Genomic DNA, 16987 nt, shown 5'->3' on the forward strand with positions numbered 1-16987 from the left:
GCGAAGCTTATTATATAAGCCCCAGCCGCCAGCAAATGTATTATCTCGGCCGCCCCGACGACGCTTTTTCCGTGATGCGGGAGCAGGGAATCGGCATCAGCAATGCCAACTTGGAAAAAATTCCCATTGGTTTGGGCAATTTGTCCGGGGTTGATTCGGACGGCGACGGTTTGCCGGATATTTTTGAAGACGCTATCGGCACGGACAAAAACAAGAAAGACAGCGACGGCGACGGCTATGGAGACAAAGAGGAAGTTGTTGCCGGCTTCAATCCGACAGGCGAGGGGAAAATGAATTTTGATAATAATTTTTCCGTGGCCCAAGCCGGAAAGATTTTTTTACAGGTGGAGAGAAACGGCGAAGCCTGGTATGTCAATCCGGCTGACAAAAAACGCTATTTTCTCGGCCGTCCCGCCGACGCCTTTGATGTCATGAGAAATCTGGGGCTGGGAATATCAAACAGTAATTTCAGCTCTTTGTAGGTTGCCTGGGAGCTTTGGCGGACAAGCCCGCCGACGCCTTTGATGTCATGAGAAATCTGGGGCTGGGAATATCAAACAGCAATTTCAGCTCTTTGTAGATTGCTTGGGAGCTTTGGCGGACAAGCCCGCCGACGCCTTTAATGTCATGAGAAATCTGGGGCTGGGAATATCAAACAGCAATTTCAATTCCCCGTAATTGGCGGGAATTTCCGTAAGATTATTAATTATTTCTAAATAAATTAAAAATTTTATGAGCCAAAAAGTTTATTTAAAAATTTTAAGATGGGGAGTTTATCTTTCTTTTTTATCTGTGCTTCTGACCTATCGGAATTTTTATTTTCCTTACATTACCACCAAGCAAATATATTTTAATGTTTTGATGGAATTTTTATTTATTTTTTGGCTGGCTTTTATCGTGAAATATCCCGGTTGGCGGCCATTTGGCAAGGCCTGGGGCGGAGCAAAGAGGTCTTGGATTTCTCTCGGGCTTATCGCCTTTTTGGCCGCCATCCTTTTGTCCTGTTTCGTGAGCGTGGATTTTAATTTAAGCTTCTGGGGCGATACGGAAAGAATGCTCGGCTTTTTCCATCTTTTTCATTTTCTTATCCTTTATTTTATTATTATGACCGTTATGCGCGCCCGGGAGGATTGGGAAAATTTATTTTTGTTTTTTCTGGGCGCGGGAGTTTTGGTGAGTTTGCACGGCATCGGCCAGAGGCTGGAAATTATAGAGAGCCCTTGGGGGCCGGGTAGAATCATCGCCACAATCGGCAATGCCGCTTATGTCGGCGCTTTCGCCATTTTTAATTTCTTTTTTGTTTCCCTCCTGTTTTTTAAAACCAAAAATAAATTGTGGCGATCGGGATATATCGCCGCGGCTTTTATTTTTCTTTTGGCCTTGATTTTTTCCGGCACGCGGGGAGCTTATCTCGGTTTTGGGGCAAGTCTCATGCTGATGGCGTTGCTCTTAGCGATTCTGGGAGGCAATAAAAAAATAAAAAAATACGGCTTGGCCTGCCTTCTCGCCTTGGTAGTTTTGTCGGCGGCTTTGTTTTTGGGGGCTGACCGGCCTTTTGTCAAAAATAATTCTTTTTTGGCCAGATTGACAAATATTTCTTTGTCCAGTTCCACCATGCAGACGCGGTTTATTTCCTGGAGAGCGGCGGCCAAAGATTTTTCAAACCACCCCATTCTCGGCGTCGGCCACGGCAATTATGCCATTATTTTTGACAAATATTTTGACCCGACTTTTTACAATTATACCCGCAGCGAAACTTATTTTGACCAGGCGCATAGCAACCTGATTGATATTGTCTCCACCTCCGGTCTCTTGGGCCTTCTTTCCTACCTGTCAATTTTTGTCGCCGCCCTTATTTATCTTATCCGCGGCTTTAAGCGGAGAGAAATAAGTCTGGCGGATTTTATTTTGCTTATCGGCTTGATAACCGCTTATCTTATCCAAAATCTGGTGGTGTTTGACGCCTTGGTAACTTATATCGCCTTGATGGTGCTGCTTGGTTATATTTGTTGGCTTTCCCGGGGAGGAACTGCCGAAGAGGAAGCGCCTGTTTCAAAAGAAAAAGACAAGGAGCTGGACAACAGGGAAATTTATTCTTTGTTTATTTTCGGCCTTATAACAATTTTTGCAGTTTACCAATTTAACTTGAAACCGGTTAAGATGCTTATGGGGACGATAGAAGGCCAAAAGGCCCTGGCCAGAAGCGATGTGGTCGGCGCCGTGGAAGCCTATAAAAAAGCTTTGAGCCATAAGACGATTTTAGATCGGGACAGCCGCGCCAGCCTGGTTAAGACCCTGGGCTCCATAGCGGTAAGCTCGGACGAGCAACAGGCGGCCAGGGAAATTATGGATTATGGAGTGGAGTTGGCGAAAGCTAACGTAAAGTATAATCCCAAGGACAATTTAATGCAGCTGCAACTGGCCCAGGTTTTGGATAACGCTTCCCGGGTTAACATCGGTAATACGGAGAAATTTTATTATTATTCCGACCAAGCCCTGGAGGCCATAGATTCGGCCATTGCTTCCAGCCCGGGGCGGATTCCGGTTTATTTTATCAAAGCTCAGATTTGCCTTACCCGGAGCGAGACGGAAAAAGCCGTGGAAATTTTGAAATACGCCGTCAGTTTGAACGAGGATTATTATGAAAGCACCTGTCAGCTCGCCAAAGTTTATATATTTTTGGAAAGGGAAGAAGAGGGGTACGGGGAGCTTGACCAATGCCTAGACAAAGGAGGGGCGGATGTGTTATCGCCGTCAGCTTTTGTTAAAATGGCGGCCAATCATTATATAGACCTGGGAGACAAAGAGAGATTGCTAATCCTTTATCTCCGGTTAACAAAATTAGAGCCGAAGAACGTTGAAGTCTGGATAAATTTGTCAAAAATTTATGCCCAGCTTGGGCAAAATGAAGAAGCCAGACAGGCGGCCGGAAGGGCGGTTGAGCTGGATAAAAGTTTGGAGGCGTCGGTGAAAAAATTTATTGAGAGCTTAGAATAGCATTTTGTGGATTGCGGGGCGCGGTTTTGAGGATTTTTTTTCATATTTTTTATTTTGTGTTATAATATAATGGTAAGATTAATTTTAAAAATATGATTTGTTTTAATTGCCGGAAGCAAATTCCGGATAACTCCGAAATCTGCCCCCATTGCGGGCAAGCGGTTTCCACTCGCGAGCAATTGGGCAAGGAAATTTCTTTCCGCCGCTGGCAGAGATGGTTTTTTTACGGCGTTTTGGTTTTGATTTTTTTGGGCATGGTTTTGGTGATTGTAAAAATATACAATGCCAACACCAAACTGCTTTTATCCGTTTCCAGCGTCCAGAAAGAATTAACCCAAGCCAAGGAAGATTTGACAATAACGCAGGAAGATTTGGCCAAGAAAGAAGATTTGCTTAAGCAGGTTCAGGTTGATTTATTGGAAAAGAACCAGGTTCTGGACGCTAAAACCGAAGAGTTCAAAACCGTGCTTTCGGAGAAAACCGAGGTGGAGGAGAAATATTCCCAGATTCAGCTTGACCTTAATTCGGCCGAAGCCAATGTCTATAACCTGATAATAAGGCTGGGCGTGGGCATAAGCAATGAAAATTTAAGAAAAATTCCGGTGGCGGAAGCCAATTTGGAAGGCGAGGATACAGACGGTGATGGCCTGTCCGATATCTTTGAGGAAGCGATCGGCACAGACCCGACCAAGGTTGATACGGACGGGGACGGTTATTCCGACAAAGAGGAAATTTTGGCCGGTTTCAATCCGGCCGGTCCGGGAAGCTTGGGCATAGATATGGATTTTGCCAACAAGCAAAAGGGGAAAATATTACTGCAAGTTGAAGGGCATGGCGAGGCCTGGTATGTAAATCCCGGGGATGGCAAGCGGTATTTTCTGGGTAAGCCGGCCGACGCTTTTCGGATAATGAGAGATATAGATTATTGGACGAAAAAATAAAATTAAAAATATGATAGGGGAGGGGCTTATTTTTTACAAAGAATAAAAAAACCTTGTTTTTAGGCAAGGTTTTTATTATGGAAAATTTAATTGCCGTCTTCAAATGAAATGCGCAAATTTCAATTTCAAACCGGAGAATTTTATCATATCTATAACCGGGGCGTGGATAAGCGGGAGGTATTTTTGGATAAGTACGATTATGTTAGATTTTTACGGAGCATGAGGGAGTTTAACCAAATAGATTGCCATGGCGGTTTTTATGAAAAATATTTGCGGGAAAAAGATAAAAAAAATAAATTTAGGGACCGAGTCGCCTTGGTGGCGACTCGGTCCCCAGACCGGTCGAAGTTGGTAGAAATAATAACATACTGCTTAAATCCAAATCATTACCATTTATTAGCGAGACAATTAAGAAGCGGTGGAGTTTCAGCCTTCATGAAAAGAATTGCCGGTGGATATGCGGCTTATTTTAATCACAGACACAAGAGATCCGGCTCTCTTTGGCAGGGTGCATACAAAGCCGTCCACGTTAAAACAGACTCCTATTTTCTCTGGCTTTCCGGGTATATCAACGGCAATGCGGAAATCCATAGAATTACCAGAGCGGAAAACTGGGTTTGGAGTAGCCACCTTGATTATATGGGGAAAAGGGGAGGGGCGCTAGCTAATAAAAAAATAATTCTATCGCAGTTTGAGAATATCGGTGAGTATAAAAATTTGGTTAATGCTATAATAAAAGAGTCTGGGCGGGGGAAGGAGGAACTAAAGAGATATTTATTAGAGTAAAAATATTATAATTAACCTATAAATTTATGACTCCAAAATTAAAAAAAATCATTATCATCGGGCTTATCGCCATTGTCGCGATGGCGGTTTTGGGCGTTCTTTTGAATCTCTGGACCATTAGAAAAATGGATAAAGTGTCTTTGGGCCTGGCCCGTCCGTATTTTCCTTATACGGACTATACCGAGAGCGAGTTGGCGAAGATGTATCCGCAGATAAAATACGCGGATGTGGCCACCAGGACAACGCCGGAAGAAACTTACGCGAAATTCAGGCAGGCCTTAAAGGATAATGATTTGGAAATGGCGATTGAGCAATTAAGTAAAGAGTCCGGGAAAAGATATAAAGAAAATAAAGAGGCTTTAGAAAGTTTTTTTGATGAAGGGAAATTTAAAGATTTATATTTGCATTATTCTGATGAAATCAATAAAATTAGTATGTACGAGTCAATAGCACAGTACGATTATGATTATTACTCCGAGGAATATAAGCAACAATTAGTAGGCAGTATAAATTTTATTAAAGATGCTAATGGCGATTGGAAATTAGATAGTTTATAAAATTTGCTCTTAAAGGGGTTCGACCCCTTACTAAAGGGGTCGAACCCCTGCGGAAAAAATATGTTCTCAAGGAGGGGAATAAAATTATTTCTCATTATTCTTTTTCTGTTTCTGGCCGGTCAAGCGTCTTCGTTTAACGATACTATTACCCATCCAACCTTGGCGCGCCAATCGGTTGAATTGTTTAATGAATTTTCAGGAAATAAAATCTCTTCTACGGCGGAAATCAACTGGATTATGCAAGGAGCGCGCGAAGAAGATACGCCGCCAAGATGGATGAATCATTTTTATAATCCGCAGACCGGCTATGGGCTTTCTTTTCATTCTTCCGCCAAAAACTGGACCGGGCAAAATATCAAGCAGTCGTTCTACCCCAAAGGCAACCAAACTTGGCAGAGAGCCATTGATTCTTATATTAAAGGCGACAGGAAAGAAGCTTTTATTGCTTTGGGCCATAACCTGCATTTAATTGAAGATATGGCGGTGCCGGCCCATACCAGGCTTGATATTCATCTTAGCGGCGATCCCTTTGAAAGCTGGGCAGAAAATAATTCCGACTGGAAATTAGCCAAAACTTCAATAACAAAATTTAATAGTTTGGGAGAATATTTTGATTCCTTAGCTAATTATTCTAATAGATATTTCTTTAGCCAAGATACGATAGAGGTGAATAGTTTTTATAAAGAAATAATTGAAAACAAAAAGATTTACTTACTCTCAAGAGATGACGCTGGCGAAGAGTTCAAATTAGCAGAAAAAGTTATAATAGCGGGAAAACCTTTTTACTATTTAACACTTTCGGTTCACTCCGACTATTACTCTCTTCTTGCTCCAAAAGCAGTTTCTTATGGCGCGGGAATGATTGATTTGTTTTTTAAAGAAGTGGAAAAGAAAAAGGAAGAAGAAGCGAAGAAAAATTGGCTGGACAAATTAAAAAATGCCATTTCCAATGTTTATCCTAAAAATATAGAAATCAGCCAATATAATTCAGCTTATTTTGAAGAAGCCGGCCGGCAATTTTCAGAAATAATTAGGGAGTCAGGGGAATTAGCGGTCAGAGAAGCCGGCCAAGTCCTATCGGTTAAAATTACGGCCGAGGATTTATTTAAGCCGGAACAAATCGAAGCGAGCGATAATGATTCAATTTCCGTTTATTTACCTTCCCCGGAACCTTCCTTGGACCAAAAAACGGCGCCGCTTCCTTTTGAAAAGGACGAAGTAATTTTAAACAAAGAAAAGGAGAAAACGGAAGGTAAAGTTTTAGAAACGGGAACCGCTTCTAATTCTTCTGGCTCTGCTTCCATTACTTTTAGCAATGATAACACAGCTCCAGAAACGGCGATTATCAGTTCGCCGGAAAAAATTTCCTCTTCCAGTTTTGCCAGTTTTGTTTTTTCTTCTTCGGAAAGCGAATCAAGTTTTGAATATAATCTGAACAATAACGGTTGGCAAAGCTGCGGCGACCGCCTTGACTTAACCGGGTTGGCTGACGGCGAGCATATTATAGAAATAAGAGCTTCTGACAAATCAGGCAATACTGACAAGAGCCCGGCGGTTTTTAGCTGGGTAATTGATACGGCTTCCTTCGTTGTCAATATTGCCAACTCTCCGGCTAGTTTTGCCAGTTCTACAGGGGCTACCTTTTTATTTCAATCTAATAAAGAAGGTATTACTTATTCCTGCCAGTTAGATAATGGCGGTTGGGAATTATGCCAAGCCAGCACGACAATTAGCGATTTAACCGAAGGCGAGCACGGCTTTTCGGTCAAAGGCTTTGACGCGGCCGGCAATATCAGCAGCTCAACGGTTTATAGCTGGTTTGTGGATATAACCGCGCCGGTTTCAACTATTAAAAATTTGGAAAGCGAATATAGCGCAACCGGCTTTACTGTAGAATGGGGAGGAAGCGACATAGCAACCACAACCGGCAGCGGTATTGCCAGTTACGATGTCCAATATAAAATTGAAAGCGGAGATTGGCAGGAGTGGGTTGTGGCAACGAGCAGCGCGGAAAATATTTTTGGCATTGCCGTGGAAGCCGGAAAGAATATTTATTTCCGCGTTCGGGCTTATGACAAGGCCGGAAATATGGGGGAGTGGAGCGATGAGGCGACAACGAAGGTTGCTCTTCCGCCAACCGACCATTTAGTCATTAGCGAAATACAAATTGCCGGTGCCACTGCCACGGATGAGTTTGTAGAATTATATAATCCGACAAGTAACTTGATCAACTTAAATGGTTATCGGTTAAGCCGCAAGACTGGTGGCGGCAACCCCTTTAATTTATTGACTACTTTTCCCAATGTCAACCTGCCGGCAAAAAGTTTTTTCCTAATAACCCATCCCAGCGGTTACGATGGTGCGGTGTCAGCAGATGCGGTTTATTCAACCACGCAATCAATAGCCGCCGATAATACGGTTATCCTTTATAGCGACGCTGGAGAAACTGTAATAGATAAAGTCGGTTTTGGTTCGGCTAGCGATTTTGAGACAGCGGCTTATCCGGAAAATCCGGCGGCTGACCAAAGTTTAGAACGTAAAGCCGCTTTTTCCGCAACGGCCGCAACCATGGGTTCGGGCGGAGAGCATGAATGGCAAGGCAATGGTTATGACAGCGATAACAACAGTAATGATTTTATTGTTCGCAGTATACCGCAGCCGCAGAATTCTTTCTCGCCAACCGAGCCGCGAAATGATGAGCCGATTATTCCAGCCGAGGTAGACGATTTAGCGGTTTTAGCCGCTTCTTCCACCGCTTCAACAATTAAATTTTTTTGGTCATCTCCTGCTAATGCTAATTTAGGCAGCGGCGCTTATTATGATTTGCGTTATAAACTGAAAGCCGGGGATTGCGATTTAGAAACCGGCTGGGATAATGCGACAAAAATCGCGACTTCAAGCTTGCCGACACCGGCAACTTCAGCCGGGGAAACGGAGGAATATGTAGTAACAGGTCTGGCGGCAGACACGCAGTATTGTTTCGCTTTAATGGTTTATAATGGAAATTATTGGTCAGATTTATCAAACCAGGCAAGTGGCAGCACTTTATCTGGGCCTGCCGGTGATATAATAATCGGCAATATTTCTTCTCTTGTTTCCGAATGGGGGACAAGTACTTTATCCTGGCTCCATACCGTAGGAGCTGGAGACGAGATGATATTTTTAAGCGCTTATTGGCATGATGACAATAAGGACGTAATAAATGTCAGTTTCGGCGGCGAAAATTTAACCAAAATAGCCGGCGGGAGCATTCCCGGAGCGAGAACCAATATTTCCACTTGGTTTTTAATCAATCCGCCGGTGGGCGAGCACAAGGTAGAAGTCGAGTTTACCTACAGCATGCGAATGGCCGCCGTGGTGGTTAACTTGGGCAATGTCAACACTAGTGATCCGATTAGCGCCGTCCTGCATCGCAATTTTCAGAGCGAGCATGTTTTAGATGTGGTAAATGCGGAAAACAATAACTCTTTAATAATTGACTCTGCTTCTGTTGACTGCGGTTCCGGCGCTTTAATTCCCGATCCCGGCCAAACAGAAATTTTTAATCACAGATTTTCTTATTTTGACGGAACCCATATCGGGCTTAGTTATAAAAAAACAGGGTCGGCCGGCGAATATGAAAGCGGCTGGACGCAAACTTTTAACAATAATTGGACTCATAGCTTAGCGGTGATAACCCCCAAGCCATAGAAAAGAAAAAGGCCGCATCTCTCGAGCGATGCGGCCACCAGATTTTCAGGTGTCAAACCCTTACGGAATTGAAGTTTAAAGGCTGCCCTGGCAAGCAACTTTCACCTGAAGCCAATTTATCACTAGGATAATAATTTGTCAAATAAAAGAAAAAGGGCCGGCTTTTAGCTCGACCCTTTTGTTGTTTTCATTTTCTCGTCGGTTCAATCATTATAATCTCCGGCCTCTTCCCCCATATTGTCGCCGATTTCCCCTTCGTCTTCGCAGAGTTTCCAATAGAAATAAGCGCAAAGAGCGACAGAACAGCTAATAAGAAAAACCGCCGGAATAGCAAATTCCATCTGCCGGGAGAAATAGTGTTGCCAGGCATTTAGGTAGCGGAGGCCAAAATACAAGCCGATTGTAACTGCCAAGACGATTATGGCGATAATTGCCAGAAAGGCAAAGAAGATGATATCAGGGGAAAAAATATTATGCTCTTTTTCCTCATAATAATCAGAGGTAATTTGAGCCGTTTCCATTAGCGCGCCCCCTTATCCCGAATTTATTTTTTGATTTCGTTGATTTTCGCCCCCGGTTCCTGGATAAAGAGAAAATACAAGAGGGCGCAATAACCAATCAGAAAAGATAACGGAATTATGGCTCCCAGCAAACAGAGCGGCCGCCAGTATTGGCCCAAATTCAGAAGATAAAACCCGTAACCTAAGACGGCAACGCCAATCACTCCGATTGAAATGGATGCGGTTACGCATTCCGCTATAAAAATAAGAGTTTCAGCCTCTTTTGCGTCTTTATCATTGGGATAGGGAAAACAGTTGAAAATTTTGGCAGTCGCCATTTTTCCTCGCTTTTTAAAAGTTCAATTATTTTTTATTTATTTTTTTATAATAAATTTCTTTTGTTTCCCTAATCATTTTTTCCAGATTAAATTCTTCCTGCGCTTTGATTCTGGCTTTTGTGCTTATTTCTTGCTGCAGTTCCGGATTGTTCTTCAGCTCTTTAATTTTATCTGCCAAATCAGACGCGTCCTGCGAATTTATCAGAAGTCCGGTTTGGCCGTTTTCAACCAGTTCCGGATTGCCGCCGACTCGGGTGGCGATAATGGGCAGGCCATTGAGCATTGTTTCAATAATGGTGTAAGACAGGCCTTCTTTAACCGAGGAGCAGACATAAATATCAAAAGCGGAGAGAAGGCGGGCGGCTTCGGGAATCCGGCCGGCCAAAATTACGTTATCCTCCAGCTTATACTTTTTTATGAGTTCAGTCAACCGCTTTCTTTCCCCGCCTTCGCCGATAATAACCAAAGTAATTGGTAACTGGTAATTGGCAATTAGGATGTTGACTGCGTTGATAAGGTATTGGAAGCCTTTGGTTTTATAGAGATTGCCGATACTGCCGATAATAAATTGGTTTTCCGGCAGATTTAATTTTTCTCTGGCTTCCTGGCGGGGCAGGAAATCAATCGGGGCAATGCCGTTATGGACCGTAATTAATTTTTGTTTAGAACAGATTTTTTCTTCCAGAGCTGTTTTATAGTCAAACTCGGAAACGCAGATAATTTTATCCTTGAAGCGGGCGGTAAATTTTTCCGCGTATTTGTAAAATAATTTCAGCCAGAAGGGGAGAGGTTCGTTAAAGACCCAGCCGTGGGCGGTATATACGCGCAACGCATAACGCGCAACGCATAACGTAGCCATGGAGCCGAGGATTGAGATTTTGCTGCTATTTAAATGGATTATGTCCGGCTTAACTTTTTTTATTAATTTTACAATTTGGATTAAAGCCAGCCAATCGTTAATTGGCGAAATAGAGCGCTGGAGGCGGGGGAGAGCATAGTATTTTATGGAATTTTTTTTAAGTTTTTCCGCCAGTGCGCTTTTTTCGCCTTTTCCCCCGAAAGCCACGATTACATTAAATTCATTTTTCAGGGCCGAGGCCAAATCAAGGCAGTAGCGCTGGGCTCCGCCCAATTCGCTTTGGGTTATCAAATAGAGAATGGTTTTTTTAGGCATATTTGACTAAAAGTAAATTTTATGCTTATATTATTACATTATACTATAATTTGAACTTTGTAAATTGAATAAGGCAAAGGAGTTAATCATGCGTGGAGAATTAAGACATTCTTATTACGCTTTTCTTTTTAGCGAGTTGATGAAAGCAACCAATATTTTTTATGCGGCGAATTTTTTATTTTTCTTTTCCATTTTTAATTCTTCTCCGGAAAAAGAAAAAGAACTGATCAAGATATTGGCAAGGGGAAATACTGGCAAAAAGGCCGGAAGGACCGCGCTCAACCTTATAAAATTGGGAAGCAAACTGAAAATCAAAATTTTTAGTTTTGTCTTTGAAGGAGCGGTCCCCGCGGAAATAGTTAAGGTGAGGGAATATTACTATTTGAAAATCAGAATATCAAGGGAGGTTTCAATTTTTTGCAGGATAGACGGGGGCTGTTGTCCGTTCTTGGAAATAATGCCTTAGAAGGGGATAGTTGTGTCATTTTTCATTCTTTGGGAAACGACGGGCTGGAAGAGATAAGCGTCGGCAAAGATATTATGCGCGGGCGAGAGAAAGAAAGTGCGATTTTTCAGAAATTATTTAGCAGAAAAGGAGGAGGTATGGCTAACTCTTGGGGTCTTTTCAGCGGTAACAAATCATTCAGCCGGATTTCCAAAAAAAACAGAGGAATAAACGCTGTTTTCTTTGAGACGGACGTTATTGGAATTTTACGGAAGCATCTAAAACCAAGAGGGAGGGGTCCTGCCGAAAATACGCTCTTGGATGAAATAGAATTCGGCAAAGAGCGGAAATTTTTGGCCGGTTTGGGCGCCGTGGTTGAATTTATCGGCGTGCCGGAGAAAGTAGTGTCAATTGACGGCAGGGAGTGCCTGAAAGTGAGAATTATCCTGCCGGAGGAGGGAATAACGGCGTATTGCTATTCCGAAGTGGTTACTGAAGATTCGGGGAAAGAGTGTTTTTGCCTTCAGTTAGCCGCCTAAAAAAATTTCGGATAATTTGAAAGCGGGGTTTAAGTAATCCCGCTTTTTTATTTTTTTAATCCTCCCTGCCCCTTTTGTCGAAAGGGGATGGAATAAAAAAACTGCTCAAACAGGTTAGCGTTTGAGCAGTTGTATTTGATTTTCGGATTTCTATCAGCGGTATTCCGGCATTACTCCGCCTTTGAGGAAAGACGGGTCAACGCCGATAGAGGCCAGGAGGGCGCATTGGCGCTCCAATTTGGTGCCCATCTTGGCGACATGCCGTTGCCAGAGTTCCGGATCCTTTGCGGGATCGGGCGCCTGGTACTGCTGGACGCCTTCGCCTTGCGTAAAAATCGGGGCGATACAGGGACCGAAGGTTTCTGCCATCCGGGCCAGGGGAATAACTTCTTCCACGCCGGCCAGATGGTAAAAGACGTTTTCATTTTTTTTCGGATTCCATCCCCTCATGAAATGGGCGAGAGTTTCGTTGACCGGTTTGGCCGCCCGCAGATCAAATCCGCCGACTGTCATCAGGGATTCATTGTGCCACATGGCAAAGGTGTTGGCAATCCGGCCGGCAAGAATGGAATCCGTCAGCTCGTTAATAGCCACGCCGATGGCAAGGGCGCCGGAGCAGGCCGCGTTCACCATGGCAGCCATGGTTTCAGGTGTCATGTAGGAAAAGGCTTCGGCCGAGGCGATGATTGAATAATCAACCCCATGCCGCAGCTGATGGACGATGCCGTAGTTCAGGATTCCGCAGAAGATATCCCCATGGGAAACTTCCGAGATGAAAAGGTCTTTTTCCCCGGAAAATTTTTCCCGTAAGATAGCTGCGGTTTGGCCGCAATCGCTGTCAGCATAGTTCTTGTCGCACCAGACAAGAACGTCAATACGCTTGATCAGCGCCCGGCCATCAACCGTGGCTTTCCGGGCGGCGGCGATCGCTTTTTCGATCATTTCCACCCGAGTCGGGATTCGGTCTTCTTCATGGGCATAAACCCGAAGGATCAATCCGACTTTTTTCCGGGCCAGGAATTCACGTCTTTCCATTTCTACTCCTCCATTTGGTAAGCTTGCTGGCGGGTTAGACCGGCCAGCAAGGATCGTGGATTTAAACAAACCGGTTCAAATTCTGGCGTTAATGAGAAAAATTTTTTCTTTTACCTTTTTTCTTTGATGTTTTTATCAAATTATTAAAAGTACGTAATATTTAATAATATCATATTATTTTAGTTTTGTCAAGAGGGTGTAATAAATTTTTTCTTGACTTTGGGTTTATTTTATTTAATAATATATACATAGACAAAGAGGATATAAGCCATTATTTCAAACTAAGAAGAAAAACTTAGTATTTTTTATTTACTTATTTACTTATTTACTTATAATTAAGCAAAACTAAAAATTCTATGGGTAAAATTATTGGCTTTATCGGCCAGGGCTGGATTGGCAAAAATTATGCCGATGATTTCGAAAAAAGAGGCTACGAAATCGTCCGCTATAGCCTGGAAAAGCCTTATGTGGATAACAAGGAAAAAATAAAAGACTGCGATATCGTTTTCATCGCGGTGCCGACGCCAAGCACTCCGGAAGGTTTTGATGATAGTATTTTAAGGCAGGCGATAAAATCGGTGGGAGCCGGGAAAATCGCCATTATTAAATCAACTTTATTGCCGGGCACGACCGAATCAATCCAGGAGGAAAATCCGGATATTTACATTATGCATTCCCCGGAATTTTTAACCGAAGCGACAGCGGCTTATGATGCGGCTAATCCGAGCAGGAATATTATCGGCCTGCCGAAAGACTCGGATGACTACAAAGAGAAAGCCAAAGAAGTTTTGGAAGTCCTGCCTTATGCCCCTTATAAAATTATCTGTTCTTCCCGAGAGGCGGAGTTGATAAAATACGGGGGAAATTGCTGGTTTTATTTCAAGGTTATTTTCATTAATATGCTTTACGATTTGGCAATGAAATTGGATTGCCAATGGGAAACCATACAAGAGACCATGGCGGCCGACCCGAGAATCGGCCGGACTCATTTAAATCCGGTCCATCAGGGCGGGCGCGGAGCCGGCGGCCATTGCTTTATAAAAGATTTCGCCGCTTTTTCCGAAATTTACAAAAAACATATCGGAGACGAGTTCGGCCGGAAAGTTTTGGAGAGTTTAAAAGACAAAAATATCGATTTGCTGGTTTCAAGCGGCAAAGATTTGGATTTGCTCGCCGGCGTTTATGGCGAAGAGGCGATTGCGGTTAAAGGAGCCGCCAAGCCAAAAGCGGAGCAGGCGGAGGAATAAATATGAGAAAATTTTCGCGAAAAGTATTGTGGCAGGGGAAATTTATAAGGGTTGTCGGCAAAGAGTTTTCCAATAGAAACGGGACAAGGGGTATCTGGGAATGCGTAGAACTGAACGAAACCAAAAATATTGTAATGATATTCGCCCTGACAAAAAAGAAAGAGGTGATATTGGCCAGGCAGTTCCGTTTTCCTTTGGAGAAAGATATTGTGGAGCTGCCGGCGGGTTTGGCTGACAAAAAGGGGGAGAGTTTAGCTGAAGCGGCGGAAAGGGAACTCTTGGAAGAGACCGGCTATAAGGCGGAAAAACTGATTTTTGCCGGCCGGGGGTTCTTTAACCAGGGGCTTATCAATAATGAAATTTTTATCTATTTCGCGCCGGCGGCTAATTTTGCCGGTTTTGAAGGCGTTTCTTCCGACGACAGCGAGGAAATAGAAGTGGTGAGAGTCCCCCTTAAAAAATTGGCGGAATTTTGCTTGAAGAAACACAAAAATTTTGAGATTGATTTAAAAATTTTAAACGCTTTAAAAATATTAGAAGAGAAAAAGATGGTTGCGTAATTTGCGTTTCGCAATTATCAATTACAAATTTACTAATTTTAATTTTTATTTATGGCAAAATGTTTGGTAACAGGCGGGGCCGGCTTTATCGGCTCTAATTTGGCAGACGCTCTTGTCGAGCGGGGGGACGAAGTCATTATTATTGACAATCTTTCCGCCGGGAAAAAGGAAAATGTTAATCCCGGAGCTAAATTTCATCAGCTTGATATTAGGAATTTGGAAGAAATAAAACCCTTGTTCAAAGGCGTTGATTATGTTTTTCATCTGGCGGCTTTTCCTCGCGTCCAGCCTTCAATTCAAGATCCGGTTACTTTTAACGATATAAATATAAACGGCACCCTCAACGTTTTAATGGCGGCTAAAGAAGCGGGGGTAAAAAGAGTCGTTTATAGCGCCTCCTCTTCGGCTTACGGCGATCAGGAGAAAATGCCTTTACGCGAAGATATGACGGCCAAACCCTTGAGCCCTTACGCTCTGCAAAAATACGTAGGCGAACTTTATTGCCGTTTATTCAGGCGGATTTATAATTTGCCCACTGTTTGCTTGCGTTATTTCAATGTTTATGGAAAGCGCCAGCCAACCGAAGGAGCGTATTGTTTGGTTATCGGAATTTTTACGCAGCAGCGTCTGCGGGGAGAGCCGATGACTATTGTGGGCGACGGGGAGCAAAGGCGCGATTTTACCAGCGTGGCGGACATAGTCAGAGCCAATATTTTGGCGGCGGAAAGCGATAAAGTAGGCAACGGGGAAACAATCAATGTCGGCAGAGGCAAAAGCTACAGCGTCAAAGAGCTGGCGGAAATGATTGGCGGACCAACCGTTAATATTCCGCCCAGGATAGAAGCAAAGGAGAGTTTGGCCGATAACAATTTAGCTCGGGTTTTATTGGGCTGGGAGCCGGTCGTAGATTTACCGGAGTGGCTGGAGGGGTATAAAAAGGAAATAGGGCTATAGACAAGAAAACAAAAAAGCAAGAAAACAATTTATAATTTTATGAGAAAAATATTAGTTACCGGCGGAGCCGGTTTTATCGGTTCGCATTTATGCAGGGAGCTTTTGGGGCGGGGCAACCTGGTAATTTGCCTTGATAATTTTTTTACCGGCAGCAAAGCCAATATTCAGGATTTGATTGGAAATAAAAATTTTACTTTAGTGGAACACGACGCGGAAGAGCCATATAATTTTGAAGTTGACGGGATTTATAATCTGGCTTGCCCGGCCGCGCCTGTCTGGTATCAAAAAGATCCGGTCAAGACCGTCAGGACTAATGTTTTGGGCGCGATTAACGCCCTGGATTTGGCGAGAAAATTGAATTGCCGCGTTTTGCAGGCCTCAACTTCCGAAGTGTATGGCGACCCGAAAGTTCATCCCCAGGCGGAAAGCTATTGGGGCAATGTCAACCCGGTCGGAGTCCGATCCTGCTATGACGAAGGCAAGCGCTGCGCTGAAACTTTATTTTTTGACTATTGGCGGGAATACGGCGTGGATATAAAAGTGGTAAGGATTTTCAATACCTACGGGCCGAATATGGCCGTGGAGGACGGCCGGGTAGTTTCCAATTTTATCATTCAAGCCTTGCGCGGCGAGAATTTGACTATTTACGGCGACGGCAACCAGACGAGAAGCTTTTGCTATGTTGATGATTTGACAAATGGTTTGCTGGCCATGATGGAAAGCAAAAAGTTTACGGGCCCGGTTAACTTGGGCAATCCGGATGAATTTTCCATGAAAGAGCTGGCGGAAAAAACTTTGAAGCTTATTCCGGAAAGCGGAAGCAAAATTGTTTTTAAAGAATTGCCGGCGGACGACCCGAAGCAGAGAAGGCCGGACATAAGCTTGGCGAAAGAAAAATTAAGCTGGGAGCCGAAGACCAATTTAGAAAGCGGCCTGGCCAAAACTATTGATTATTTCAGGGCTATAATAAAATGAAAAGAGTTTTAATTATTTCAACCGCTTATTTTCCTTTTGTGGGCGGCGCGGAAGTGGCGGTTCGGGAAATAACCGAACGGATTTCTGCTATAGAGTTTGATATGATAACGGCCAGAATGGACAGGAAACTGCCCAGGTTTGAACGGCTGGGCAATATTAACGTGTACCGGATCGGCATTGGTTTGCAGATTTTTGATAAGCTTTGGCTGGCTTTTGGAGGGGCGAAATTTGCCAAAACATCGCATGACA

At 43.5% G+C, this 16987-nt stretch carries 17 protein-coding genes; 13 read left to right on the forward strand and 4 right to left on the reverse strand.

What is annotated here, in order from left to right; all coding sequences use genetic code 11:
• The 6 genes from PHQ42_03295 to PHQ42_03320 form a co-directional block, all read left to right on the forward strand.
• On the forward strand, window positions 1-482 hold a 482-nt coding region (locus PHQ42_03295; protein ID MDD5071734.1), incomplete at its 5' end, for a hypothetical protein.
• A 250-nt stretch (window positions 483-732) separates the two neighbouring features.
• A complete protein-coding gene (locus PHQ42_03300) occupies window positions 733-2997 on the forward strand; it encodes an O-antigen ligase family protein (protein ID MDD5071735.1) in 2265 nt (754 codons plus the stop codon).
• 92 nt (window positions 2998-3089) lie between these two features.
• Window positions 3090-3938 carry a zinc-ribbon domain-containing protein gene (locus PHQ42_03305; GenBank protein ID MDD5071736.1) on the forward strand — a complete coding sequence of 283 codons (849 nt, stop codon included), beginning with the start codon at window positions 3090-3092 and terminating at the stop codon, window positions 3936-3938.
• A gap of 108 nt (window positions 3939-4046) precedes the next feature.
• Window positions 4047-4724 (forward strand): transposase, encoded by a 678-nt coding sequence (locus PHQ42_03310; protein ID MDD5071737.1) that lies wholly within the window; start codon window positions 4047-4049, stop codon window positions 4722-4724.
• A gap of 26 nt (window positions 4725-4750) precedes the next feature.
• Window positions 4751-5281: a hypothetical protein gene (locus PHQ42_03315; protein ID MDD5071738.1), complete on the forward strand. Its 531-nt coding sequence runs from the start codon at window positions 4751-4753 to the stop codon at window positions 5279-5281.
• Between the two features lie 60 nt (window positions 5282-5341).
• On the forward strand, window positions 5342-8971 hold the full coding sequence (locus PHQ42_03320; protein ID MDD5071739.1) for a lamin tail domain-containing protein: 3630 nt from the start codon (window positions 5342-5344) through the stop codon (window positions 8969-8971).
• Window positions 8972-9174: 203 nt separating this feature from the next.
• Here the strand turns inward: PHQ42_03320 and PHQ42_03325 are convergent, their stop codons facing one another.
• Genes PHQ42_03325 through PHQ42_03335 form a run of 3 tightly spaced genes read right to left on the reverse strand, consistent with a single transcriptional unit; the run spans window position 9175 to window position 10983 of the window.
• Entirely contained in the window at window positions 9175-9492 is a 318-nt protein-coding gene (locus PHQ42_03325) for a hypothetical protein (GenBank protein MDD5071740.1), read from the reverse strand.
• A gap of 23 nt (window positions 9493-9515) precedes the next feature.
• The gene (locus tag PHQ42_03330) at window positions 9516-9809 is read right to left on the reverse strand and encodes a hypothetical protein (GenBank protein ID MDD5071741.1); all 294 of its coding nucleotides are present in this window, start codon (window positions 9807-9809) and stop codon (window positions 9516-9518) included.
• Between the two features lie 25 nt (window positions 9810-9834).
• Entirely contained in the window at window positions 9835-10983 is a 1149-nt protein-coding gene (locus PHQ42_03335) for a glycosyltransferase family 4 protein (protein MDD5071742.1), read from the reverse strand.
• 88 nt (window positions 10984-11071) lie between these two features.
• On the opposite strand from PHQ42_03335, the gene PHQ42_03340 reads away from it, so the two are divergent.
• Together PHQ42_03340 and PHQ42_03345 are read left to right on the forward strand one after the other, a co-directional pair.
• A complete protein-coding gene (locus PHQ42_03340; protein MDD5071743.1) occupies window positions 11072-11449 on the forward strand; it encodes a hypothetical protein in 378 nt (125 codons plus the stop codon).
• The gene (locus PHQ42_03345; protein ID MDD5071744.1) at window positions 11401-11967 is read left to right on the forward strand and encodes a hypothetical protein; all 567 of its coding nucleotides are present in this window, start codon (window positions 11401-11403) and stop codon (window positions 11965-11967) included. Before PHQ42_03340 ends, PHQ42_03345 begins: the two co-directional genes overlap by 49 nt.
• A gap of 153 nt (window positions 11968-12120) precedes the next feature.
• On the opposite strand, the gene PHQ42_03350 is transcribed toward PHQ42_03345, so the two are convergent.
• Window positions 12121-13002, reverse strand: coding sequence for a hypothetical protein (locus PHQ42_03350; GenBank protein ID MDD5071745.1), 882 nt, complete (start codon window positions 13000-13002; stop codon window positions 12121-12123).
• 356 nt (window positions 13003-13358) lie between these two features.
• Here PHQ42_03350 and PHQ42_03355 point away from each other — a divergent pair, with 356 nt between their 5' ends.
• The 5 genes from PHQ42_03355 to PHQ42_03375 all read left to right on the forward strand — a co-directional run.
• Window positions 13359-14249, forward strand: a complete 891-nt coding sequence (locus PHQ42_03355) for a hypothetical protein (GenBank protein ID MDD5071746.1) — start codon at window positions 13359-13361, stop codon at window positions 14247-14249.
• A 2-nt stretch (window positions 14250-14251) separates the two neighbouring features.
• Window positions 14252-14809 carry an NUDIX hydrolase gene (locus PHQ42_03360; protein MDD5071747.1) on the forward strand — a complete coding sequence of 186 codons (558 nt, stop codon included), beginning with the start codon at window positions 14252-14254 and terminating at the stop codon, window positions 14807-14809.
• A 51-nt stretch (window positions 14810-14860) separates the two neighbouring features.
• Window positions 14861-15763: an SDR family oxidoreductase gene (locus tag PHQ42_03365; protein ID MDD5071748.1), complete on the forward strand. Its 903-nt coding sequence runs from the start codon at window positions 14861-14863 to the stop codon at window positions 15761-15763.
• 39 nt (window positions 15764-15802) lie between these two features.
• Complete coding sequence (locus tag PHQ42_03370; GenBank protein ID MDD5071749.1) at window positions 15803-16738, forward strand: SDR family oxidoreductase; 936 nt, start codon at window positions 15803-15805, stop codon at window positions 16736-16738.
• The coding region (locus PHQ42_03375) for a hypothetical protein (protein ID MDD5071750.1) at window positions 16735-16987 on the forward strand (253 nt) is incomplete at its 3' end. The genes PHQ42_03370 and PHQ42_03375, both read left to right, overlap by 4 nt.

This window comes from Patescibacteria group bacterium (assembly GCA_028711655.1).
Taxonomy (GTDB): domain Bacteria; phylum Patescibacteriota; class Patescibacteriia; order Patescibacteriales; family JAQTRU01; genus JAQTRU01.

What these genes read in the sequence shown, in the direction of transcription:
- PHQ42_03325 (MDD5071740.1), bottom strand. Translation starts at nt 9,492, where the DNA reads ATGGAAACGGCTCAAATTACCTCTGATTATTATGAGGAAAAAGAGCAT.
- PHQ42_03370 (MDD5071749.1), top strand. Translation starts at nt 15,803, where the DNA reads ATGAGAAAAATATTAGTTACCGGCGGAGCCGGTTTTATCGGTTCGCAT.
- PHQ42_03330 (MDD5071741.1), bottom strand. Translation starts at nt 9,809, where the DNA reads ATGGCGACTGCCAAAATTTTCAACTGTTTTCCCTATCCCAATGATAAA.
- PHQ42_03355 (MDD5071746.1), top strand. Translation starts at nt 13,359, where the DNA reads ATGGGTAAAATTATTGGCTTTATCGGCCAGGGCTGGATTGGCAAAAAT.
- PHQ42_03310 (MDD5071737.1), top strand. Translation starts at nt 4,047, where the DNA reads ATGCGCAAATTTCAATTTCAAACCGGAGAATTTTATCATATCTATAAC.
- PHQ42_03320 (MDD5071739.1), top strand. Translation starts at nt 5,342, where the DNA reads ATGTTCTCAAGGAGGGGAATAAAATTATTTCTCATTATTCTTTTTCTG.
- PHQ42_03305 (MDD5071736.1), top strand. Translation starts at nt 3,090, where the DNA reads ATGATTTGTTTTAATTGCCGGAAGCAAATTCCGGATAACTCCGAAATC.
- PHQ42_03335 (MDD5071742.1), bottom strand. Translation starts at nt 10,983, where the DNA reads ATGCCTAAAAAAACCATTCTCTATTTGATAACCCAAAGCGAATTGGGC.
- PHQ42_03340 (MDD5071743.1), top strand. Translation starts at nt 11,072, where the DNA reads ATGCGTGGAGAATTAAGACATTCTTATTACGCTTTTCTTTTTAGCGAG.
- PHQ42_03365 (MDD5071748.1), top strand. Translation starts at nt 14,861, where the DNA reads ATGGCAAAATGTTTGGTAACAGGCGGGGCCGGCTTTATCGGCTCTAAT.
- PHQ42_03300 (MDD5071735.1), top strand. Translation starts at nt 733, where the DNA reads ATGAGCCAAAAAGTTTATTTAAAAATTTTAAGATGGGGAGTTTATCTT.
- PHQ42_03350 (MDD5071745.1), bottom strand. Translation starts at nt 13,002, where the DNA reads ATGGAAAGACGTGAATTCCTGGCCCGGAAAAAAGTCGGATTGATCCTT.
- PHQ42_03360 (MDD5071747.1), top strand. Translation starts at nt 14,252, where the DNA reads ATGAGAAAATTTTCGCGAAAAGTATTGTGGCAGGGGAAATTTATAAGG.
- PHQ42_03315 (MDD5071738.1), top strand. Translation starts at nt 4,751, where the DNA reads ATGACTCCAAAATTAAAAAAAATCATTATCATCGGGCTTATCGCCATT.